This is a genomic window from Erythrobacter sp. (assembly GCF_040217515.1).
Classification (GTDB): Bacteria; Pseudomonadota; Alphaproteobacteria; order Sphingomonadales; family Sphingomonadaceae; genus Erythrobacter.
This window is the reverse complement of the sequence record NZ_JAVJPT010000008.1, coordinates 40,796-57,197: the sequence shown is the minus strand read 5'-3', so window position 1 is coordinate 57,197 and position 16,402 is coordinate 40,796. Positions and strand designations below refer to the sequence as shown.

The 16,402-nt window shown below is 63.6% G+C and carries 15 protein-coding genes and 1 tRNA gene; 11 read left to right on the top strand and 5 right to left on the bottom strand.

All coding sequences use genetic code 11. From position 1 onward, the window contains the following. The first annotated feature begins 13 nt into the window (after positions 1-13). Positions 14-1,423, top strand: coding sequence for a dihydrolipoyl dehydrogenase (lpdA, locus tag RIB52_RS10345; protein WP_350175358.1), 1,410 nt, complete (start codon positions 14-16; stop codon positions 1,421-1,423). Beyond that, positions 1,423-2,283 (top strand): class I SAM-dependent methyltransferase, encoded by an 861-nt coding sequence (locus RIB52_RS10340; RefSeq protein WP_350175357.1) that lies wholly within the window; start codon positions 1,423-1,425, stop codon positions 2,281-2,283. The genes lpdA and RIB52_RS10340 overlap by 1 nt, the downstream gene beginning before the upstream one ends. 12 nt (positions 2,284-2,295) lie before the next feature. Here RIB52_RS10340 and RIB52_RS10335 read toward each other — a convergent pair. Continuing rightward, positions 2,296-2,385, bottom strand: a tRNA-Ser gene (locus RIB52_RS10335). Positions 2,386-2,476: 91 nt separating this feature from the next. On the opposite strand from RIB52_RS10335, the gene RIB52_RS10330 reads away from it, so the two are divergent. The 9 genes from RIB52_RS10330 to mazG all read left to right on the top strand — a co-directional run bounded on the left by RIB52_RS10330 (position 2,477) and on the right by mazG (position 10,536). Beyond that, entirely contained in the window at positions 2,477-3,529 is a 1,053-nt protein-coding gene (locus tag RIB52_RS10330; protein ID WP_350175356.1) for a lytic murein transglycosylase, read from the top strand. Positions 3,530-3,624: 95 nt separating this feature from the next. Then, positions 3,625-4,761 (top strand): D-alanyl-D-alanine carboxypeptidase family protein, encoded by a 1,137-nt coding sequence (locus tag RIB52_RS10325; protein WP_350175355.1) that lies wholly within the window; start codon positions 3,625-3,627, stop codon positions 4,759-4,761. Further along, positions 4,761-5,420 carry a dTMP kinase gene (gene tmk / locus RIB52_RS10320; RefSeq protein ID WP_350175354.1) on the top strand — a complete coding sequence of 220 codons (660 nt, stop codon included), beginning with the start codon at positions 4,761-4,763 and terminating at the stop codon, positions 5,418-5,420. The genes RIB52_RS10325 and tmk overlap by 1 nt, the downstream gene beginning before the upstream one ends. Further along, entirely contained in the window at positions 5,420-6,382 is a 963-nt protein-coding gene (locus RIB52_RS10315; RefSeq protein WP_350175353.1) for a DNA polymerase III delta subunit-related protein, read from the top strand. Before tmk ends, RIB52_RS10315 begins: the two co-directional genes overlap by 1 nt. Then, a complete protein-coding gene (gene metG, locus RIB52_RS10310; RefSeq protein WP_350175352.1) occupies positions 6,375-7,958 on the top strand; it encodes a methionine--tRNA ligase in 1,584 nt (527 codons plus the stop codon). Before RIB52_RS10315 ends, metG begins: the two co-directional genes overlap by 8 nt. Further along, the gene (locus RIB52_RS10305) at positions 7,958-8,734 is read left to right on the top strand and encodes a TatD family hydrolase (RefSeq protein ID WP_350175351.1); all 777 of its coding nucleotides are present in this window, start codon (positions 7,958-7,960) and stop codon (positions 8,732-8,734) included. Before metG ends, RIB52_RS10305 begins: the two co-directional genes overlap by 1 nt. Then, positions 8,731-9,513 carry an MBL fold metallo-hydrolase gene (locus RIB52_RS10300; protein WP_350175350.1) on the top strand — a complete coding sequence of 261 codons (783 nt, stop codon included), beginning with the start codon at positions 8,731-8,733 and terminating at the stop codon, positions 9,511-9,513. The genes RIB52_RS10305 and RIB52_RS10300 overlap by 4 nt, the downstream gene beginning before the upstream one ends. Then, positions 9,510-9,683: a hypothetical protein gene (locus RIB52_RS10295; RefSeq protein WP_350175349.1), complete on the top strand. Its 174-nt coding sequence runs from the start codon at positions 9,510-9,512 to the stop codon at positions 9,681-9,683. Before RIB52_RS10300 ends, RIB52_RS10295 begins: the two co-directional genes overlap by 4 nt. A 55-nt stretch (positions 9,684-9,738) precedes the next feature. Next, a complete protein-coding gene (gene mazG / locus RIB52_RS10290) occupies positions 9,739-10,536 on the top strand; it encodes a nucleoside triphosphate pyrophosphohydrolase (protein ID WP_350175348.1) in 798 nt (265 codons plus the stop codon). A gap of 15 nt (positions 10,537-10,551) precedes the next feature. On the opposite strand, the gene hflX is transcribed toward mazG, so the two are convergent. The 4 genes from hflX to RIB52_RS10270 form a co-directional block, all read right to left on the bottom strand. Next, positions 10,552-11,856 (bottom strand): GTPase HflX, encoded by a 1,305-nt coding sequence (gene hflX, locus RIB52_RS10285; protein WP_350175347.1) that lies wholly within the window; start codon positions 11,854-11,856, stop codon positions 10,552-10,554. Positions 11,857-11,880: 24 nt separating this feature from the next. Then, positions 11,881-12,471 (bottom strand): RNA chaperone Hfq, encoded by a 591-nt coding sequence (gene hfq, locus RIB52_RS10280; protein WP_350175346.1) that lies wholly within the window; start codon positions 12,469-12,471, stop codon positions 11,881-11,883. A 177-nt stretch (positions 12,472-12,648) separates the two neighbouring features. Beyond that, positions 12,649-14,037, bottom strand: coding sequence for a nitrogen assimilation response regulator NtrX (gene ntrX, locus RIB52_RS10275; RefSeq protein WP_350175345.1), 1,389 nt, complete (start codon positions 14,035-14,037; stop codon positions 12,649-12,651). A gap of 42 nt (positions 14,038-14,079) precedes the next feature. After that, complete coding sequence (locus tag RIB52_RS10270; RefSeq protein ID WP_350175344.1) at positions 14,080-16,398, bottom strand: sensor histidine kinase; 2,319 nt, start codon at positions 16,396-16,398, stop codon at positions 14,080-14,082. Between the last annotated feature and the right edge of the window lie 4 nt (positions 16,399-16,402).

Here is a 16,402-nt window from a genome sequence, read left to right as displayed (position 1 = left end):
ACAGGACCTTTCCATGGCCGAACCTCAATATGACGTGATCGTGCTCGGTTCCGGACCCGGAGGCTATGTCGCCGCAATCCGTGCCGCGCAGCTCGGCCTGAAGGTCGGTATCATCGAGCGGGAGAACCTCGGCGGCATCTGTCTCAACTGGGGTTGTATCCCGACCAAGGCGATGCTGCGCTCGGCCGAGATATTTCATTACATGCAAAACGCCAAGGATTACGGGCTCGCGGCCAAGCAAATCGAGGCCGATCTGCAGGCCATCGTCAAACGCAGCCGGGGCGTGGCCAAGCAGCTCAACCAGGGCGTTGGGCATTTGATGAAGAAGAACAAGATCGCCGTCCACATGGGCGAGGGGCGGATGACCGGGCCGACTTCGCTGGTGGTAAAGGGCGATGGGGGCGAGGAGACTCTGACGGCGAAACACATCATCCTCGCGACCGGCGCGCGCGCCCGCGACCTGCCCTTCGCCCCCGCCGACGGCAAGCGCATCTGGACCTATCGTCACGCCATGACCCCGCCGGAAAAGCCCACGAAACTGCTGGTGATCGGATCGGGCGCGATCGGGATCGAATTTGCGAGTTTCTACAACGACATCGGTGTCGATGTGACGGTCGTGGAAATGCTCGAGAGGATCGTTCCCGTGGAGGACGCGGACGTCTCCGCCTTTCTCGAAAAGGCTCTGACCAAGCAGGGCGTCAAGATCTTGACCGGCGCCGGGGTCGAGGACCTGGAAGTCGGCGCAGAAGGCGTGACCGCGACGATCAAGGACAAGTCGGGCAAGACCTCCGAAGCCCATTTCAGCCACGTCATCGCCGCCATTGGCATCCAGCCCAACACCGAGAATATCGGTATCGACGACATGGTCGAGATGGAGCGCGGCTTCATCGCCATCGACGCGTATGGCCGCACGAAAACAAAGGGGCTCTGGGCGATCGGTGACTGCACCCCCGGCCCGTGGCTCGCCCACAAAGCGAGCCACGAAGGGGTCGCTGCGGCCGAGGCGATCGCGCAGGAACTGGGCAAGGACACCGATCCCCACCCATTGGATCGCAACGCGATCCCCGCGTGCACGTATTGCCACCCGCAGGTGGCAAGCGTGGGCCTGACCGAAGCAGAGGCAACGGCAGCCGGGCACGAAGTCAGGGTCGGCAACTTCCCGTTCATCGGCAACGGCAAGGCGATCGCGCTCGGCGAAGCGGAAGGGTTCATCAAGACCGTCTTCGATGCGGGCACGGGAGAATTGCTCGGCGCGCACATGGTCGGTGCCGAAGTCACTGAACTCATCCAGGGTTACACGGTCGGCAAGACATTGGAGACGACCGAAGAGGAATTGATGCAGACCGTTTTCCCGCACCCGACCCTGTCTGAAATGATGCACGAAAGTGTCCTCGATGCCTATGGCCGGGCGGTCCATTTCTGATGGCATCGCAAGGCGCTACCGAACCGCTCAAGGCCGAGGACTGGGCCGGCGAGATGGGCGAGCGATGGCTTGCCAATCTCGATCGGTTCGAGGCGATGATAGCGCCGATCGGCGATGCCATGCTTGCCCGAGCGGCCCATGAGCCTGGGGAACGGGTCATCGACATCGGCCCGGGCGGGGGAGCGACGACCCGCGCCATCGCCCGGGCAGTGGGGCCGCAGGGCGAGGCGCTCGGCATCGACATCTCGCCCAGTCTCGTCGTCGAAGCAACTCGGCGGGCTGAGCAAGAAGCTATACCCAATGTGCGTTTTCTAAGCGCCGATGCAGCCGACGTCACGCTCGATGGGCCCCGTTATGGACGGCTGTTCTCGCGCTTCGGCTCGATGTTTTTCAGCGATCCCGTCTCCGCCTTCGCGAATCTCCGCTCGCTCCTGACGGACGACGGTCGCATCGACCTGGCGGTCTGGGGTCCCCCACGCGAAAATCTCTGGATGATGGAGATGATGGGCAAGGTGCGCGAACACGTCGAAGTCTCCCGCGCCGAACCGCGCGCACCGGGCCCCTTCGCTTTCGAGGATCTCGATTATCTGCGCGAAGTGCTAACCAAGGCCGGCTTCGGCGGGATCGCGATCGATGCCTATGAAGGCAGGCAGGCAATTGGCGGGCCGGATGCCTCGCCGCAGGAAGCGCTCGACATGGTTCTTTCATCCATGGGAATCGGCCGCGTGGTCGATGAACAGGACACGGCCAAGCAGGCGGCGATTCGGGCGGACCTGCTCGCTTTGTTCGAGAATCGCCATGTGCCGGGCGAAGGCGTGCTGATGGCTGCCAAGGCCTGGCTGGTGAGTGCGAATTGCTGACCGGAAGAAGCGTGGCGGACAGGGTGGGATTCGAACCCACGAAGGGCTTGCACCCTTGCCGGTTTTCAAGACCGGTGCATTCAACCGCTCTGCCACCTGTCCGCGTGCTTCGGCTCAATAACGGCGCGTTCCGGCCAAGTCACCTCCGGTTTGGTTGTTGGGAATTCATCCGGGATGTGAGAGAGATCAAGGCATGATCACGCGCACTTTCCAACCCGCGGCTCTCGGCATCGCCCTCATCGCCGCTTTCGCCCTCGTCGCACCCGCTCCACCCGGTCATGCGCAGGTCGAAGCGGGCGATGGAATCGATTTCGACACCTATGTCGCCCAGCTGGCCGCCCGCGCCCGCGCGGAAGGGGTGAGCGCAGCGACCGTGCGCCGCATGACCACGGGACTCTCGCCCGATCCGCGCGTCATCCGGCTCGATCGCGGACAGCCCGGTAGCCCGACGCGCCGGGGCTATCCCGCGCTCGCGCCCTATATCGCGAAGCATGTCAATTCGGTTCGCGTCAATGGTGGGCGCAGGGTCTTTCGGGAAAACAGGGCGACGCTGCGACGGGTCGAGAACGATTACGGCGTGCCCGCCGAAATCATTGTCGCGATTTTCGGCCACGAGACCTCCTACGGCCGGATCACCGGCGGATTCGATCTCGCCCGCAGCCTCGCCACGCTCGCGTGGGAAGGCCGGCGGCGGGAGCTCTTTGCCGATGAATTCATCGCCCTGCTCAAAGTCGCCGACCGCGGGTTCGCGCGCGAAGAAATGACCGGCAGCTGGGCGGGGGCGATGGGATACCCGCAATTCCTGCCCTCGGTCTACCAGCGCCTCGCGGTCGATGGCGACGGGGACGGACGCGCGAACATATTCGGCAACCGTGCCGATACGTTCGCCTCGATCGCGAATTATTTCCGCGATGCAGGGTGGCGCATCGGCCAACCCTGGGGCGTGCGGGCGAACGTGCCGGACGGCTTTGATGTCAGTGCCTATCGCTCCGAACTGGAAGCTCCCGTCTGTCCTCGCGTCCATGAACGTCACAGCCGCTGGCTGAGAATAGACGAATGGCGCGAACTCGGCGTCGTCCCGCAGCGCCCGCTGCCTGGCGACACGCTCGTCTCGCTGTTCCAGCCCGACGGGCCGGGCACGCCCGCCTGGTTGCTGACCGGAAATTACCGAGTGATCCTCGAATACAATTGCTCGAATTATTACGCCATGAGCGTCGGCCTGCTTGCGGATGAAATCGTGAACTGATGGGCTAGCCCGCCTCGCCAAGCGAGACGGGTCCCTTTATACGCGCGCGGGTGACAGGCTTTGGACGACACGGAGTGATAGCGTTCGCGCTGGCAGTGCTGGCACTGGCCATCGCGCCCGCTGGGCTCGCACAGCAGCGCAAGGACGCCGCCCCCGCGATCCCGCCCACAACAGATGTTCCGATCGCGCTTTTGGTCGACATGTCCTCGGGCCAGGTGCTGCACGAGCGGAACGCGCGCCGGCGATTCGTCCCCGCATCGATGGCCAAGACGATGAGCGCCTTTGTCGCTTTCGAGCTCATCGAGGAGGGCAGGCTCGATCCCCGACAGGTGATGACGATCCGGCCCGCGAGCTGGCGCGAATGGCATGCGAAGGGCTCGACCATGTACCTGCCCGCCGATGCGAGAGTGCGGGTCGAGGACCTGCTAATGGGACTTATGACAGTCTCGGCGAACGATGCCGCAATCGTGCTTGCAGAAGGCGCGGCGGGCTCGGTCGAAGGCTGGGCGGAGCTGATGAACGCCAAGGCACGCGAGCTCGGCATGACGGACAGCCATTTCGCAAATCCGAACGGCTGGATGGACGAGGGCCGCACGTTTACGAGCGCGCGGGATCTCGCGCTGCTCGCCGAAGCGATGATCCGGCGGCATCCGGAGAAATTCAAACGCTTTGTCGGCAATCAGCACTATACCTACGGCGTGATCACGCAGGACAATCACGACCCATTGATCGGCCGCGTTGAAGGCGCGGACGGGATCAAGACCGGTTTCACCAACGAATCGGGTTTCGGCTATCTCGGCACTGTCAAGCGATCGGGTCAGCGGCTTGTTCTCGTGATTGCCGGGGTCGACCGGGCGCGAACGCGCGACCGTTGGGCACGGCGCTATGCCGAATGGGGCTTTTCGGCGTTCGAGCGGCGGCGCCTGTTCGCGGCGGGCGAGCCTGTTGCGAGCGCACGCGTGCAGGGCGGCTCCTCGCGTCGCATCAGGCTCGTCTCGGCGCAGCCGGTGGAGATCAGTATTCCTCGCGGCCGCGAGAGCCAGCTGTCGCTGAGCGTGCAATATGATGGTCCGCTGCGCGCGCCTGTGGCTGTCGGGGACCGGATCGCAACGCTCAGGATAGAGGCAGCGGGCATGGAGCCGGCGCGCATTCCGCTGATCGCAGGGGAAAATGTTGCCCAGGCCGGGCCGCTGGACAGGATCGTCAACGCCTTTGCCCGGTGGCTCGACTGATGGCGGCGCGGCTCCAGGGCCCTCGCGGGCGTTTCATCGCCTTGGAGGGCGGGGAAGGTACCGGCAAGTCCACCCAAACCCGCCTCCTGGCCGATGCCCTGACTGCGCGCGGGATCGAGGTCGAGACGACCCGCGAGCCGGGAGGCACGCCTGGCGCCGAAGCGATCCGCGATCTCCTTCTCGCCCCGCCCGGGGAAGGCTGGGCGGTCGAAGCCGAGGCCCTGCTTTTCGCCGCAGCCAGAGCCGACCATGTCGCGCGGCTCATCCGCCCCTCGCTAGATGCCGGACGCTGGGTCGTGTGCGATCGCTTCGTCGATTCGAGCCGAGCCTATCAGGGCGGAGCAGGAAGGCTGGGCGACGAGGCGATCCGCGCGCTGCACGCTTTCGGCAGCGCCGGGCTGCGCCCGGATCTTACCGTGCTGCTTGACGTCGGCGAGGCGCAGGTTGTCCGCCGTCTAGCCGCCCGAGACGGTGAGGCGAGCGATGCGATCGGCGGCAGGGGTGAAGACTATCACCGCGCAGTCGCGGCGACCTTCCGTAGCCTCGCCGATGCTGACCCGGAGGGCTTTGCGGTAGTCGCTGGCGAGGGCGAGCCGCAGGACGTTCACGAACGGGTTATCGCCGCGCTCGAGCCGTTCTTGGCGCAGGAGTCGCGGTGATGGACTGGCCCAACCACGAACGTCCCTGGCGCGAATGGCGCTCGGCGATGCGGGGCACGCGGATGCATCACGGCTGGATCCTTGCGGGGAAGCGGGGACTGGGCAAGCACGATTTCGCCTGCGCTGCGGCGCGCGAACTGATTACCGAAGACAGGGAAGACGCGCCGCGCGAGCATCCCGACATCATTCACGTGACCTACAGCGCCAAGGACGACAAGGAGGAGCGCAAGCAGGCCGACGGCAAGCCCTTCGAGCTATCGCGCATGATCCGCGAACGCGATATCGGCCGGATGCAGCGCCGTCTCCAGACCCGCCCGACTCTTGGTTCGCGCCGGGCCGTCATCATCGATCCCGCCGACGACATGAACACCCATGCCGCCAATAAGCTGCTCAAGAGTCTCGAGGAGCCGCCTGCCGGGACTTTCTTCCTGCTGGTGACTCACAGCCCGGCGAAGCTGCTGCCGACGATCCGTTCCCGCTGCCGGGTGCTGCGTTTCCCGCCGCTGACCGATGCGCAGCTTTCCGCCATGCTCGATGCGACGGGGGCAAGCGGCGATCCGGCCACGCGCTCCGCCGCGCTGAAAGCGGCGGAGGGCTCGTTCGGGGCGGCCCAGCGGTTCGCTGACCAGGATCTGGGCGCCTTGGCAAAAACCATGGAAACGCTGCTCGACGAGGGTGATCCAGCGATGATGGGGCGCAGCGAGCTTGCACGGCTGATAGGCCCACGTGCCGATCGTGAGCGGCTGCAGGCAGCGTTCGACCTTGCCCAGGCGCTCGTGGCCGCGCGCGCGAGAGCCACCGATCTACATGCTGAACGCGGTGCGCTGGTCGAGACCCATGCACGGCTCGCCCGCCTGGCGGATGAGGCGCCGGTCCACAATTACGACACCGGGCTTCTCGCGCTGGAGATCGGAACCTTGCTTGTCGGCGCATGCGCGGCTAGCGAGCCTGCCAATGGTTGAGACCGACAGCGCCCCTTTCTACATCACCACCGCGATCAGCTATCCCAATGGCAGGCCCCATATAGGCCATGCCTACGAGGCGATCGCGGCCGATGTCATAGCGCGCTTCCAGCGGCTGCGCGGGCGCGAAGTGCGCTTCCAGACCGGGACCGACGAGCACGGGTTGAAGATGGCCCGCAAGGCCGCCGAACAGGGCCGAACCGCGCGCGATCTGGCTGATGAAATGTCGTTCTATTTCCGCGAGATGTGCGACGCTCTTGATGTGAGCTACGATCGCTTCATCCGCACGGTCGAGGACGATCACCATCGCGCCAGCCAGGCGATCTGGCAGCGCATGGAGGCGGCCGGCGATCTCTATCTCGACCGCTACGAGGGATGGTACTCGGTCCGCGACGAGGCCTATTACGACGAAAGCGAACTCGTCGAAGGGGAAGGGGGCGAAAAGCTCTCCCCGCAGGGCACTCCGGTCGAATGGACGGTCGAGGAAAGTTGGTTCTTTCGCCTGTCGAGATACGAACAGCCGCTGCTCGACCTGCTCAGGACGCCGGGTTTTCTCGAACCGGCGAGCCGTCGAAACGAGATGATCGCCTTCGTCGAACAGGGCCTGCGCGATCTTTCGGTCAGCCGCACCAGCTTCGACTGGGGGGTCAAGGTGCCGGGTTCGAACGATCACGTCATGTATGTCTGGGTCGATGCTCTGACCAATTACCTTACCGGCCTCGGCTTTCCCGATGACAGCGAGGACATGCGCAAGTACTGGCCTGCGGATCTCCACCTGATCGGCAAGGATATCGTGCGCTTCCACACGATCTACTGGCCCGCCTTTCTCATGAGTGCCGACCTGCCCGCGCCGAAAAAGGTCTTCGGCCACGGCTTTCTGCTCAATCGCGGGCAAAAGGAATCGAAATCGCTCGGCAATGTCACGGATCCTCTGGACCTTGCCGACGCTTTCGGGGTCGATCCCCTGCGCTATTTCCTGCTGCGCGAGGTGGCTTTCGGGCAGGATGGGTCCTATTCGCCCGAAGCGATCGTGACGCGCGCCAATGCGGAATTGGCCAATTCCTTCGGAAACCTTGCCCAGCGCACGCTTTCGATGATCGCCAAGAACATGGACGGGCATCTCGAAGCCTTCGACCCCGCCGAAACCGATCGCCAGCTGCTTTCCCAAGTTGGCGATGCCTGTTCGCGCGAGCTTCCAGAGGCGTTCGAGGCGTTGTCCTTCTCCGCCGGGATCGAGGCGTGGCTGCGTGCGATCTATGCTTGCAACCAATATGTCGACGAACAGGCACCCTGGGCGCTGAAGAAAACAGATCCCGAGCGAATGAAGGTCGTCCTCCAGACACTTTTCATGGCGCTGCGCGACCTTGCCGTCGCGATCCAGCCCGTCGTCCCGACCAGGGCCGCGAGCCTGCTCGACCAGCTCGGCGTGCCGGCTGACCAGCGGTCCTTTGCTCATCTTGCGGATCCAGACTGGTATCAGCGCCTGGTTCTTGCGGGTTTCACTGTTGGCAAGCCAACACCGATCTTCCCGCGGCTCGAACTGCCGGAGGCGGCGGAGGCGGAAGGAGCGGCGTGATGCTTGTCGACAGCCATTGTCACCTGGAATACAAAGGGCTGGTCGAGGACCAGCAGGGCGTCCTTGCGCGCGCACGAAAAGCCGGTGTCGGAGCCTTCCTCAACATTTCGACGAAGGAGTCGGAATGGGAGCAGGTCATCGGGACTGCGATCCGTGAGATCGATGTGTTCGCCAGCGTCGGAATCCACCCGCACGAGGCCGACGGTCACGCCGATCTCGGCCGCGGAGCCTTGCTAGCGGCCACCGACAATCCGCGCGTGATCGGGATCGGGGAAACCGGGCTCGATTACTATTACGAACATTCTGATCGGGAAACGCAGGCGCGCTTGTTCCGCATGCATATCGATGTGGCGCGCGAGACGGGCCTGCCGGTCATCATCCACACGCGCGATGCGGAGGAAGACACCTTCGCCATCCTCGAGGACGAGATGGCGAAGGGGGCTTTCCCGGCGCTGATCCACTGCTTTACCGCGTCGGAAGATTTCGGACGCAAGGTTCTCGAACTGGGCCTCACGATTTCGCTGTCGGGGATCGTCACCTTCAAGAACGCAAAGGACTTGCAAAACGTCGCGGCGAAAATCCCAGAAGAGCGCCTGCTCATCGAGACGGACAGCCCGTTCCTCGCCCCCGTCCCGCATCGCGGAAAACCTTGTGAGCCGTCCTATGTTGCCGATACGGCACGTTTCGTGGCCGGGCTGCGCGACGTCGAGCCGGAGGCGCTGGCCGATCGTACCACGGCGAACTTTGCCAGACTGTTCACGCGGGCGATGCTGTGAAAGTGGTCCTGCTCGGCTCAGGCACTTCGACCGGCGTACCGCGCGTCGGCGGTCCCGACGGCGCGGGCGATTGGGGCGACTGCGACCCGAACGAGCCGCGTAATCGCCGCACGCGCGTTTCGGTGTTGATCGAGAGCGATGAGGGCGCGCGCCTTCTTGTCGATACGTCGAGTGATTGCCGCGCGCAGCTGCTCGCGAACCGGGTGGACCGGATCGACGGAGTGTTCTGGACCCACGATCACGCCGATCATTGTCACGGCATCGATGACCTTCGCGTCATGCGCTACGGACGAGGCGGGCCGATCCCCGGCTATGCCTCGAGCGAGACCGTGCGGCGGCTGCGCCAACGTTTCGGCTATGTCTTTGCCGGGCAAGACGGCTACGCCACGATCGTCAACCTCGACACGCTCGATCGGCTACGGATTGTCGCGGGCTTTGCCGTGGAGTGGGTGCAAATGGCGCACGGGCCGGGCGAAACAACCGGCTATCGCTTCGACGCGAATGGCAAGAGCATCGTCTATGCGACCGATTTCTCCGAGATTTCTGATGAAATGGTGCAAACTTTCGAGGGCGCAGACGTTCTCGTGAGCGACTGCCTGCGCCGCGAGCCGCATCCGACCCATGCACATCTTGCGATGGCGATCGATTTGGCCGAGCGGTGTCGGGCGAAGCGTCTGGTCCTCAGCCACCTCGACAAGAGCATGGATTACCGGACGCTTTGCGCGGAAGTGCCGGATTTCGTGATCGTCGGGTATGATGGCCTCGAGGTTGCCGCGTGAACCAGTTCGAGATCATCGGCATCGTAAGCGTGCTCGGTTGGCTTTTCATAGCCGGCAGCGCGCTTGCTTCCCATCGGCTCGGGTGGGGCCAGATGGCGAAGATGGCTCTCACATGGCTTGCGATCTTCGTGGGACTGACCTTGCTCGTCGGGCTCTTTCTTGAGGCCTGAGCGGACATAAACTTTACATAATATATATTATCCGTTTCCTTGCGGAAGGATTGGTATGGAAAGCGACAAGCCATCGCCAGCGGGCACCACCGCCCTTTCACAGACATCGCGCCTCCTATCGATCATGGCGCGGCTACGTGACCCCGCGAGCGGCTGCGAATGGGATCTCGCCCAGGATTTTTCTTCGATCGCTCCTTACACGATTGAGGAAGCCTACGAAGTCGCGGATGCGATCGAGCGCCGTGACATGGCCGACCTCAAGGACGAACTCGGCGATCTGCTCCTACAGGTCGTATTCCACGCACGCATGGCGGAAGAAGCGAGTTTGTTTGCCTTCGAGGATGTGGCCGAGGCAATCTGCGATAAGATGGAAGCGCGTCACCCGCACATTTTTGGCGACTCAGGTGGCTCGATGGGCGACACCCGATGGGAAAACATCAAGGCTGCCGAGCGCGCCGACAAGGGCCTGGAAAGCGCTCTCGACGGTGTGGCACTGGCATTACCAGCCCTTATGCGGGCACAGAAACTGCAGAAACGCGCGGCCCGGACCGGTTTCGATTGGCCCGATCCGAAGGGTTCGGAGGCAAAGATATACGAGGAGATCTCGGAGCTTAACTCGGCCGCTTCAGAACAGGAGAAGGTCGAGGAGGCAGGCGACTTGCTGTTCGCGGCGGTCAATTTCGTGCGGGCTCACGGGGTGAGCGCCGAAGACGCGCTGCGCTCCGCCAATGCAAAATTCGAGCGCCGCTTCAAGGCCATGGAACACATTGGCGGCGAAAGCTTCGCGCAGCTATCGCTCGAAGAGCAGGAAGAGCTCTGGCTGATGGTCAAACGCCAGGAGAAAAGCGCCTGAATTCAACGTGACAAGTCAGCTTCCTAAAGTTTCGTACTGACCGAGTTCCTTGGGGTTGAGGCGGACCGTCACCCTTTTCAGCGGGCCTTCCTGCCCCTCCCCCGCATCCTCTTCGCCAAGCACGTCGCCATGGGCATGAAGCCACGCCAGCCGCCGACCGTCACTTGCAGAGAGCGTGAACGTCACTTCCCTTGCGCGTGCCGTCAGCATCGCACCGATGCGCTCCTTGAGCGCTTCCATGCCCTCTCCGCTCGCAGCCGAGACCATCACCGCTTCATTCGCCGCCGCAGCCTCGACGAATTCGGCGCGGCTTTCCGGCGGCAGCAGGTCGGCCTTGTTCCAGACTTCGAGGATGGGGATCTCGCCGACCCCTGTCTCCGAATCGACCACGCCGAGATCGCCGAGCACCTCCATCACCTGTTTCTTCTGCGCCGGATGGGCCGGGTTGGCGATGTCACGCACATGGCAGATCAGATCGGCCCCGGTGACCTCCTCCAGCGTTGCGCGGAAAGCGGCCACCAATTGAGTCGGAAGGTCCGATATGAACCCGACCGTGTCTGACAGGATCGCCTTCTCGACCGCAGGCAGGGAGATCGCGCGCATGGTCGGGTCGAGCGTTGCGAAGAGCAGGTCCTCGGCCATGACGTCCGAGCCGGTGAGGCGATTGAAGAGGCTCGATTTGCCTGCATTGGTGTAGCCGACCAGCGCGATCACAGGCCAGGGTGCCCTTCCCCGCCGTTCGCGGTGCAAGGCCCGGGTCTTGCGCACCTGTTCCAGTTCGCGGCGCAGGCGCGCCATGCGCTGGTTGATCATGCGCCGGTCGGCCTCGATCTGGGTCTCGCCCGGGCCGCCAAGAAAGCCGAAACCGCCGCGCTGGCGTTCGAGGTGCGTCCAACTTCGCACCAGGCGCGATTGTTGATAATCGAGATGGGCAAGCTCGACCTGCAGCCGCCCTTCCGCCGTCGCCGCGCGTTCTCCGAAGATTTCGAGGATCAGGCCCGTACGGTCGATCACCTTGCGCTTCAGACGCTCTTCGAGATTGCGCTGCTGGATAGCAGTCAGCGCGCCGTCGACGATGACGAGTTCGGCTTCGTGCATTTCGCACAAGTCCGCGATTCTTTCGACCTGGCCCGAACCGAACAGCGTGTTCGGCTGCATCTGGCGAACCGGGAGGATCTCGCTATGGGCGATGACGACCCCGATCGCGAGCGCCAGACCCTCGGCCTCCTCGAGCCGTTCGCGCGCGTCCAGATCGTAGGTGAAGCTGCGGATATCCGGGCACAGGACAAGGGCCCGCGCGCCGCGGGTCACTTCGTCCATCAGGTCGTCGTCAAAACTCAGCCCTTATGCCTCTTCATCATCCTCGAACCCGTCTCGGGGCTCCTCGTCCAACTCGTCATTGTCCTCCTCATCCTCGGTCAGGTCAACCGGGCTGGCGGGCTGGATGGTCGAGACGGCATGCTTGTAGGCCAGTTGCACGGCCCCGTCACGTTCGAGCAGCATGCAGAACAGGTCGAAAGCCGCGATTCGGCCCTGAAGCATGACTCCGTTCACCAGGAACATGGTCACCTGGACATTCGCCTCGCTCACCCGGCGGAGGAAGACATCCTGCAACAGGCGCTGTTTCGGATTTCCGGCGCGGCTCGCGAACTGGCTCGCATCGACGGCCTGCCCCGGCATGATGGTCGAAATCGCATGCTTGTAGACCAGTTGCGATTGGCCGTCGCGGCGGAGCAATATCGAGAAATTGTCGAACCAGGTGATGATGCCCTGCAGCTTGACGCCCTTGACGAGAAACATCGTAACCGGGGTCTTGTTGCGACGCAGGAGATTGAGAAAGGCATCCTGCAGGCTGCCCGACTGTCGGGGCTGCGCTGCGGCAGCATCCTGCCCCTGCGGGCGGGGGCGCGGAGAGAGAGTTCGCCCGTTGGACATATCGCTACGCTCCTGTTCTTGGCGGCCGTCCTTACGGTCCGCGAGCAGGGGCGTGGTCCGCAAGCATAATCCCACGGTGCGGCCCCACGCCATAATGGCGATTGTGTATCACGCGGGCAATGCTCCAATCGCTGTCAAGTTCCGAAAGTCTCTCTGTCCTGACAGGTGTGTCAAGTGTCACGCCTTGCGATCCGGCTCGCGGCGCTCCGCCATACCGAGCAGCTTGAGCTTGCGGTGAAGCGCCGACCGTTCCATTCCGATGAAGCTCGCAGTCTTCGATATATTCCCGGAAAAGCGGCGGATCTGGATGGTGAGGTATTCTCGCTCGAAACTTTCCCGCGCCTCGCGCAGCGGCACGCCCATCATCGCCGTCAGCCCGTCCCCCGACGAAGCGAGCCGGCCGCCGGTGATTTCGGAGGGGAGCATGTCGGGCTCGATCGTGCCGAGCTTTTCACGCGGGGTCATGATGATCGTGCGCTCGACGAGATTGCGCAACTGGCGAACATTTCCCGGCCAGTCATAGGCCTGCAGCGCCGCCATCGCCTCTTCGCTGATTTCGGGCGGGGGAATCCCTTGGTCGGTCGAATAGCGGGTGAAGAAATGCTCGGCCAGTGTGGGTATGTCGTCGCGCCGTTCGGCCAGCGAGGGGATCGTTACCGGAACGACGTTGAGGCGATAAAAGAGGTCCTCGCGGAAGCGTTTTTCTTCCATCTCGACCGCAAGGTCGCGAGTGGTCGAAGAAACCACCCGCACATCGACTCCGATCTGCCGCGTGCCGCCCACTCGCACGAAGCTCTGGTCGGTGAGGACGCGTAAGATCCGCGCCTGGGTCGACAGCGGCATGTCGGCGACCTCGTCAAGATAGAGCGTGCCTCCGTCGGCCATCTCAAGAAGGCCTGGACGGACCTGTTTTCCGTCCACCTCCTCGCCGAACAGTTCCTGTTCGAAACGCTCGGGCGTGATGCGCGCCGAATTGACGAGGACGAAGGCATTTCCCGCGCGATTGCTCCACGAATGAAGGAGGCGTGCGGCGACCTCCTTGCCCGCGCCCGCCGGACCTGCAATCAGCACACGGCTGCCGGTATTGGCGACCCGTTTCAATGTTGCGCGCACGGAATTGATCGCGGCCGAATTGCCGGTGAATTCGCTCGTTCCCCATACCCCTTCGCGCAGGCGGGAGTTTTCGCGCCGCAATTGTTCGGTTTCAGTCGCGCGTTCGACAAGCAGCAACAGGCGCTCCGCCTCGAAGGGCTTCTCGATGAAATCCATCGCCCCGCGGCTGACAGCCGAAACCGCTGTGTCGATATTGCCGTGACCGGAAAAGATGATGACCGGCAGGTTCGGCTCGCGCGCCTTTATGGCATCGAGAAGCTCAAGCCCGTCCATCTCGCTGCCATGCAGCCAGACATCGAGCAAAACGAGGCTCGGCCGACGTTCGTCGATGGCCGCTAGCGCTGCGGTGCTGTCGGCGGCCGTACGGCAGTCATAGCCTTCGTCGCCGAGTACGCCGGAGACAAGTTCGCGGATGTCGCGTTCATCGTCGACGACGAGTATTTCAAGCGCCATGGGAATCCCCCTCCGGGCTTCGAGTGGTGGCGACGCGGCGAATCATTTCACCTCGCCTGCGAGGATTTGCGGATTGCGGGCGAAGCGCAGGGTCACACGCGTTCCCCCGCCCTTGCCCGCAGCGAAGCTCATGTCGCCGCCATGTTCGTCGACGATCTTGTTGACGATGGCGAGGCCGAGGCCCGTGCCCTTCTCGCGCGTCGTCATGTAAGGCTCGGTGATCCGGTCGCGGTCGGTGGGAAGGCCGACGCCATTATCCTCTACCGTGATCGCGATCTCGGCGTCGTCGCCCTCCATAGTCACCCTGACTTCGCCGGCATAGTCATCTTCGGCCTCGGCGGCGCGCGCCTCGACAGCCTCGACAGCGTTCTTGAGCACGTTGGTCATCGCCTGGCCGAGTTGGTGGCGATCGCACAACATTTCGCGGCTGCCCAGATCCTCGGTCCGCATACCGAAATGGATCCCGGGATGGGCCACTTCCTGGAGGAACACCGCCTGCCGGACGAGATCGACCGGGTCTTCGGAGCGGAACACCGGTTTGGGCAGGCGTGCGAAGGAGGAGAATTCGTCGACCATTTTCCTGAGATCGCCAACCTGCCTGACGATCGTGCTGGTAAGCTCGTCGAAGAGCTCGCCGTCCTCGGTTTCGACCTGCTTGCGGTAGCGGCGCTTGAGCCTTTCGGTGGCGAGCTGGATCGGAGTGAGCGGGTTCTTGATCTCGTGCGCGATACGGCGGGCGACATCGGACCAGGCGGCCTGGCGCTGGTCTAGCAATTGCCGCGTGATGTCCTCGAACGTGATGACCGAGCCGCTCTTGCCCGGCGCTACCTTCACCGCGAGAGTCAAAAGGTCGCTTCCCTTGGCATGGGTGACGATCGCGCTTTCCTGACCCTCACGTGCCATGCGGTCGATTTCGGGGGAGAGATTTTCAAGCCGCATGCCCACCATACTCGCCGGACCTGTCGCCCCCTCGCGTCCGAGGAGGGCAGCGGCCGATCCGTTGAGCAACAGCACCCGCCGCTCCTCGTCGACCGAGATCACGCCGGCCGTCACCGACTCGAGCACCGCTTCCATGAAAGCGCGCCGATCGTCGATCTGGCGGTTGGCGGAAACCAGCGCCTGCGTCTGTTTTTCGAGCTGGGCGGTCATACGGTTGAAAGCACGGTTGAGCAGGCCGATTTCGTCCGCCCCGGTGCGGCCCTCGACTCTCAGCGAGAAATTGCCCTGTCCGACCTTGCGCGCCGCGCCGACGAGATCGGTCAGCGGCTCGACCTGCCTGTCCGCGAAACGCAGCGCGAACCAGATCGCGAGCCCGACGAGAAGCAGACTGACCAACACCAGCGCGATGTTGAAGCGTAATTGGAGCGTGCGGGCATCCTTCGTCAGCGTCTCGTAGGCGCGCGCGATCGCCTGGGCGCGCGACCAGGAATTGAACATCGTCGCCTCGGTGGTGCGGGCGTTGTACAGATAGATGCCGCTGTCCCGATCAATGGGGGCGATCGCCGCGATCCGCTCGGGACTTCCCTCGACCACGACCAGTTCACCGCTTCGCAGTCGCGGCAGGGCGGCCTCGCTGAAGGCGAGCGGGCTGTTGTCCTCGACGAGATCCATGATCGCTGCGGTGCGCAGCGACCCATCATCGAGCCGCTGGATTATTACGCTCTCGTTTATCTTCCGGCCCTGCGCCTGCAGTAGATAGAAATCGGGGAATTGCTCGTTTGCGAGCGTCCCGCCGCGACTGAAATAGAAACGCATGTCGCCCGCCATGGCGAGCGTTTCGTCGCGCACGTCGCGTTGGTTGGCATCGTAATAGTTCTGCGCGAGCTCGTTCGCATTCTCCATCAGACCGCGCGAATCGTCCGAAAACCAGAAATCGACCCCGGTCTGGAACAGGAAGGCGGCGAAGCCTGCGACAAGCAAGGTCGGGAGAGCCGCGACCATCGAGAAGAAGAAGACGAGCCGGACATGGAGGCGCGCAGTGCTCCCTGCCGCTCTTCGCAGCGCAAGGCGGCGACCGGCGAGCACGAGGATCGCCATGGCCGGCACAAGTGTCGCCATGAGGAGGAGCGAGACCTGCAATGTCGGAAGCAAATCTCCGGTCTGTGGATCGCGCGAAAAGGCGACCCAGGTGGCGATGACGGCCAGAATGAGCCCGGCGACCGAAAGCAGTTCGAGCCACAGGAAAACATTTGCCCGGCGCGACGCGACGACGAAGCGACGCAACCAACGCGGCGAACGCCGGCTCAGGCGCAGCGCTGCAGGCTCGCTCGTGCCCTGGCCGGATGCGTTGCCCTCTCTCGAGGGAGCGTCGATGCCAGCGCCATCGGCGCTCGTCCCCGAAGCAGGGTCGGGAGCGTTCATGGCT